General features: G+C 71.1%; 5 protein-coding genes. 4 read left to right on the top strand and 1 reads right to left on the bottom strand.

All coding sequences use genetic code 11. The features are described from left to right. From PV721_RS40860 to sucD, 3 genes are all read left to right on the top strand, one after another. A partial coding sequence (locus PV721_RS40860) for a VWA domain-containing protein (RefSeq protein ID WP_319733578.1) occupies nt 1–999 on the top strand: 999 nt, incomplete at its 5' end. A gap of 292 nt (nt 1,000–1,291) precedes the next feature. Continuing rightward, nucleotides 1,292–2,470, top strand: a complete 1,179-nt coding sequence (gene sucC / locus PV721_RS40855; protein ID WP_266626308.1) for an ADP-forming succinate--CoA ligase subunit beta — start codon at nt 1,292–1,294, stop codon at nt 2,468–2,470. A gap of 21 nt (nt 2,471–2,491) precedes the next feature. Further along, nucleotides 2,492–3,382 (top strand): succinate--CoA ligase subunit alpha, encoded by an 891-nt coding sequence (gene sucD / locus PV721_RS40850; RefSeq protein WP_319733574.1) that lies wholly within the window; start codon nt 2,492–2,494, stop codon nt 3,380–3,382. A gap of 83 nt (nt 3,383–3,465) precedes the next feature. Here the strand turns inward: sucD and PV721_RS40845 are convergent, their stop codons facing one another. Continuing rightward, entirely contained in the window at nt 3,466–4,749 is a 1,284-nt protein-coding gene (locus PV721_RS40845) for a helix-turn-helix domain-containing protein (RefSeq protein ID WP_319733572.1), read from the bottom strand. A gap of 119 nt (nt 4,750–4,868) precedes the next feature. Here PV721_RS40845 and PV721_RS40840 point away from each other — a divergent pair. Continuing rightward, a partial coding sequence (locus PV721_RS40840; protein WP_319733570.1) for a DUF6350 family protein occupies nt 4,869–5,407 on the top strand: 539 nt, incomplete at its 3' end.

Genomic DNA, 5,407 nt, shown 5'->3' with positions numbered 1-5,407 from the left:
CGCAAGGGATCGGGGGCGCGGTCGGCGGGGCTCGGCGGGTCCGCACCGAACGTGGCGCGCTGGCTCGGGGACATCCGCACGTACTTCCCCAGTTCGGTGGTCCAGGTGATGCAGCGCGACGCGATCGAGCGGCTCGGCCTGTCCACGCTGCTGCTGGAACCGGAGATGCTGGAGGCCGTCGAGCCGGACGTGCACCTCGTGGGCACGCTGCTCTCGCTGAACAAGGCGATGCCCGAGACGACGAAGGAGACGGCGCGGGCCGTGGTCCGCAAGGTGGTCGAGCAGCTGGAGAAGAAGCTCGCGGCGCGGACCCGGGCGACGCTGACCGGTGCCCTCGACCGGTCCGCGCGGATCAGCCGCCCCCGCCACCACGACATCGACTGGGACCGCACGATCCGGGCCAACCTCAAGAACTACCTGCCCGAATACCGGACCGTCGTCCCCGAGCGGCTGATCGGGTACGGCCGTGCGGCGCAATCGGTGAAGAAGGAGGTGATCCTCTGCATCGACCAGTCGGGTTCGATGGCGGCCTCCGTCGTCTACGCCTCCGTCTTCGGCGCGGTGCTGGCCTCGATGCGCTCGATCGCGACCCGGCTCGTCGTCTTCGACACCGCCGTCGTGGACCTCACCGATCAGCTCGACGACCCGGTCGACGTCCTCTTCGGCACCCAACTGGGTGGTGGCACCGACATCAACCGCGCCCTCGCCTACTGTCAGTCGAAGATCACCCGGCCCGCCGACACCGTCGTCGTCCTGATCAGTGATCTCTACGAGGGCGGCATCCGCAACGAGATGCTCAAGCGCGTCGCCGCGATGAAGGGGGCCGGGGTCGAGTTCGTGACCCTGCTGGCGCTGTCCGACGAGGGCGCCCCGGCCTACGACCGCGAGCACGCCGCCGCCCTTGCGGCGCTCGGCGCGCCGGCCTTCGCCTGCACCCCCGACCTGTTCCCGGAGGTCATGGCCGCGGCGCTGGAGAAGCGGCCCCTGCCGACCCCCTGACGGCCCCGCTCCGGCCCCGTCCGGGCCCCTCGTGTGAATCGGTGGAACACACGAACTTCCAGTTCAACCGTGAGGCGATCTGTGACAGGTATCACCGCTCAGGTGTGATCTGCGATTTAGGGACCTACGGCCTGCGGGGATAACCTGCGGGACGGACATGCCGCGTCCACGGTCACCGTGTGCGCCTTCCTTGTGACAGCGCCGTCACGTTGCCCTCCGCGGCACGCCCACGCAGATAGCAGACAACCGCGAATCACTGCGAATCTTTAAAAAAGACAAGGGACGGACGCGCGTGGACCTGTTCGAGTACCAGGCGAGGGACCTCTTCGCCAAGCACGGTGTACCGGTGCTGGCCGGTGAAGTCATCGACACGCCTGAGGCGGCTCGCGAGGCCACCGAGCGGCTGGGCGGCAAGTCGGTCGTCAAGGCGCAGGTGAAGGTCGGCGGCCGCGGCAAGGCCGGTGGCGTGAAGCTGGCCGCCACCCCGGACGAGGCCGTCGCCCGGGCGACGGACATCCTCGGCATGGACATCAAGGGCCACACGGTCCACAAGGTGATGATCGCCGAGACGGCTCCCGAGATCCTCGAGGAGTACTACGTCTCGTACCTCCTCGACCGCACCAACCGCACCTTCCTCGCCATGGCGTCGGTCGCGGGCGGCATGGACATCGAGCAGGTCGCCGAGGAGACCCCCGAGAAGCTCGCCAAGGTCCCGGTGAACGCCAACGAGGGCGTGACCATCGAGAAGGCCCGCGAGATCGTCGCGCTGGCGCAGTTCCCGGCCGAGGTCGCGGAGAAGGTCGCCGAGGTCCTCGTGACCCTGTGGGCGACCTTCATCGCCGAGGACGCGCTCCTCGTCGAGGTCAACCCGCTCGCGAAGGTCGCCAACGGCGACGTCATCGCGCTCGACGGCAAGGTCTCGCTCGACGAGAACGCCGAGTTCCGCCAGCCGGGTCACGAGGAGTTCGTGGACCACGCGGCCGCGAACCCGCTCGAGGCCGCCGCCAAGGCGAAGAACCTCAACTACGTCAAGCTCGACGGTGAGGTCGGCATCATCGGCAACGGCGCGGGTCTCGTCATGAGCACCCTCGACGTCGTCGCCTACGCCGGCGAGAACCACGGTGGCGTCAAGCCCGCCAACTTCCTGGACATCGGCGGTGGCGCCTCCGCCGCCGTCATGGCCAACGGTCTCGAGATCATCCTCGGCGACCCGGACGTCAAGTCCGTCTTCGTCAACGTCTTCGGTGGCATCACCGCCTGCGACGAGGTCGCCAACGGCATCGTCCAGGCGCTGGCCCTGCTGGAGGAGAAGGGCGAGGCGGTCACCAAGCCGCTCGTCGTCCGTCTCGACGGCAACAATGCCGAGCTGGGTCGCAAGATCCTCTCGGACGCCAACCACCCGCTGGTGCAGCGCGTGGACACCATGGACGGCGCGGCCGACAAGGCCGCCGAGCTCGCGGCTGCGAAGTAAGGGCAGAGGTCACAGACTCACATGGCTATCTTCCTCAACAAGGACAGCAAGGTCATCGTCCAGGGCATGACCGGTGCCACGGGCATGAAGCACACCAAGCTGATGCTGGCTGACGGCACCAACATCGTCGGCGGCGTGAACCCGCGCAAGGCCGGCACCACCGTCGACTTCGACGGCACCGAGGTCCCGGTCTTCGGCTCCGTCGCCGAGGCGATGGAGAAGACGGGCGCCAACGTCTCCGTCCTCTTCGTCCCGCCGGCCTTCGCCAAGGCCGCCGTGATCGAGGCGATCGACGCCGAGATCCCGCTGGCCGTCGTCATCACCGAGGGCATCGCGGTGCACGACTCCGCCGCCTTCTGGGCGTACGCGACCGCCAAGGGCAACAAGACCCGGATCATCGGCCCGAACTGCCCGGGTCTGATCACCCCCGGCCAGTCCAACGCCGGCATCATCCCGGGCGACATCACCAAGCCCGGCAAGATCGGTCTCGTGTCCAAGTCCGGCACGCTGACCTACCAGATGATGTACGAGCTCCGTGACATCGGCTTCACCTCCGCCGTCGGCATCGGTGGCGACCCGGTCATCGGCACCACGCACATCGACGCCCTGGAGGCCTTCGAGGCCGACCCGGAGACCGAGCTGATCGTCATGATCGGCGAGATCGGCGGCGACGCCGAGGAGCGTGCGGCGGACTTCATCGCGAAGAACGTCACCAAGCCGGTCGTCGGTTACGTCGCGGGCTTCACCGCCCCCGAGGGCAAGACCATGGGCCACGCCGGCGCCATCGTCTCGGGTTCTTCGGGCACCGCACAGGCCAAGAAGGAAGCCCTCGAGGCCGCCGGTGTCAAGGTCGGCAAGACGCCGACCGAGACCGCGAAGCTGGCGCGCGAGATCCTGAACGCCGCTCAGTAAGCAGTCCCCGTACGGTCACACGTACGGATGCACGGACACGGGCGTGGCCCGCACCCCTCGGTGGGTGCGGGCCACGCCCGTTCTCATTCGCCCTTCGGGGCGATCCTGGCCGGCCCGGCCTCCGGGTCGGCGCGCAGCTTGTCGTGGAGCTGCCGGCTCCGCGCGGTGAGCTGCTGGGGGCCGCTCAGCGGCGGCACGCCGGAGACGCTCTGGCCGGGTGCCTGCGGGGGCTCGTAGTGGTCGGCCGCGGTCACCGCGGTGTAGCCGGTCGCGGTGGCGATCACCGCGGTCAGCCCGAGGGCCCCGCGGCTCCACAGCCGTACGCGCCGCTCGCCGCCGCCCCGTACGGCCGCGGCCGGGCGCGGGTCGAGCGGGGCGGGCGGCCGCAGCGCGGCGAACAGGTCGCGCAGCAGCGCGGACTGCTTCTCGGGCGGTACGTCGGCCAGCTCGGGGATCCGGTCGGCGAGGTCGGCGTGCGCGTGCACGAGGCGGATGCCGGCGGTGGGGGTACTGGCCTCGGTCTCGGCTGCGGTGTCGGGCAGGTCGAGGCCGACGCCGTCGTAGAGCATGACGGTGCGGCGGTGGCGCGTGGGGAGCGCGAGCACGGCGGCGAGCAGGATGCGGTCGGCGGGATGCGCGGGGGGCGCATCCCGCCGGCGGTGGGCGCGCCGGAACCGGTGCCAGGGGGAGAGGGCGTAGTCGTACGCGACCGCGCGCACCCAGCCCACCGGATCCGGGTCGGTGGCCACCTCGGGCCACCGGGCCCAGGCACGGGTGAACGCGCGCTCCACGGCCTTCAGGGCGAGGGTCCGGCGACCGGTGAGCAGGTAGGTCTGCCGGGCGAGGGCGGGGGCGGCATGGTCGTAGAGGGCGTCGAAGTCCGTGGCCGGTCCCCTTGCCGGGCCTTCCGCCGGAACCTCTGCGGCGGGCTCTACGGGCTCTACGGGCTCTACGGGCTCTACGGGCTCTACGGGCTCTACGGGCTCTGCGGGCTCTGCGGGCCCTTCCGCCGGCGCCGTCTGGGCCGTCTGGGTGTTCTCGGCGTTCTCGGCCGTCTCGGCTGTTCGGGGCATCCCGGCCTCGGATGCCGTGCCGGCGAGCCCGTCTGACGTGGTGTCGGCCTGCTCCGGGGCGGTCGCCGGCGCCGCCAGGGCGGTCAGGAAGGCCGCGTACGCCTCGCGGTTGCGGCCGCGCGGGTCCGTGCGGCCCGTTTCCCAGGAACGGACCGTCGCCGCGGTGACGCCCACCGCCTCCGCGACCTGCTCGTGCGTCAGATCCGCCGCTTCGCGCAGCCTGCGCCGCTCCTCGGGGGCGGGCAGGCCCAGCTCCGAGGCCGATGAGGAGGTCGTCTCGACGCTTCGTGTCATGCCACACTCCCCGCGACCCGACCGCCCTGGGCAAAAATGTACATAAACGTATATTGAGCGACACCACGGACATTCGCCTGTTACCCGCCCATAGCGCGTGTCGTTGGCACCATGGCGGGGTGACCCAAGTGACCGAACGCGGGACCTCGTTGCCGGCGGCCCCGCGGGCCGGCGCGCGCCGCCGTTCGCCCGCCGCCGCAGCATGTGTGGCGGGCGGCGCCGTGGCGGCCGGACTCGGGCTCGGCTTCCTCGCCGTGCTCGTCATCGTGCTGTGGATCAGTTCCCCCTACCCCGACAGCGGGCCCGGCGGGGCCCTGCACCTCGCCGCCGGGCTGTGGCTGCTCGCCCACGGGACGGAGCTGGTGCGCTACGAGACCCTGTCCGGCGTGCCCGCGCCCGTCGGCCTGACGCCGCTGCTCCTCGTCGCGCTGCCCGTGCTCCTCCTGCGGCGGGCCGCCCGGCTGGGGGGCGCGTCCGAGGAGGACGAGGAGGTGCTGCCGACCGGCGCCGTGTTCTCGGCCGTGCTCTGCGGATACCTCGCCGTCGGGGCCCTCGCCACGGTCTACGCGGCCGGCGGCCCCATGCCGGCCGACCCGATCAGCGCGGCCTGGCACGTCCCGCTGGTCGCCGTGCTCGCCGCCATGGGCGGGGTGTGGGG

Origin of the sequence: Streptomyces sp. MB09-01, from assembly GCF_033794505.1 — a bacterium.
Lineage (GTDB): Bacteria > Actinomycetota > Actinomycetes > Streptomycetales > Streptomycetaceae > Streptomyces.
The sequence above is the reverse complement of the archived record's forward strand: the minus strand, read 5'-3'. Positions and strand labels throughout refer to the sequence as shown.

Bases quoted from the DNA above. Each gene is read 5' to 3' on its own strand.
- sucD (WP_319733574.1), top strand. From the start codon at position 2,492: ATGGCTATCTTCCTCAACAAGGACAGCAAGGTCATCGTCCAGGGCATG.
- PV721_RS40845 (WP_319733572.1), bottom strand. From the start codon at position 4,749: ATGACACGAAGCGTCGAGACGACCTCCTCATCGGCCTCGGAGCTGGGC.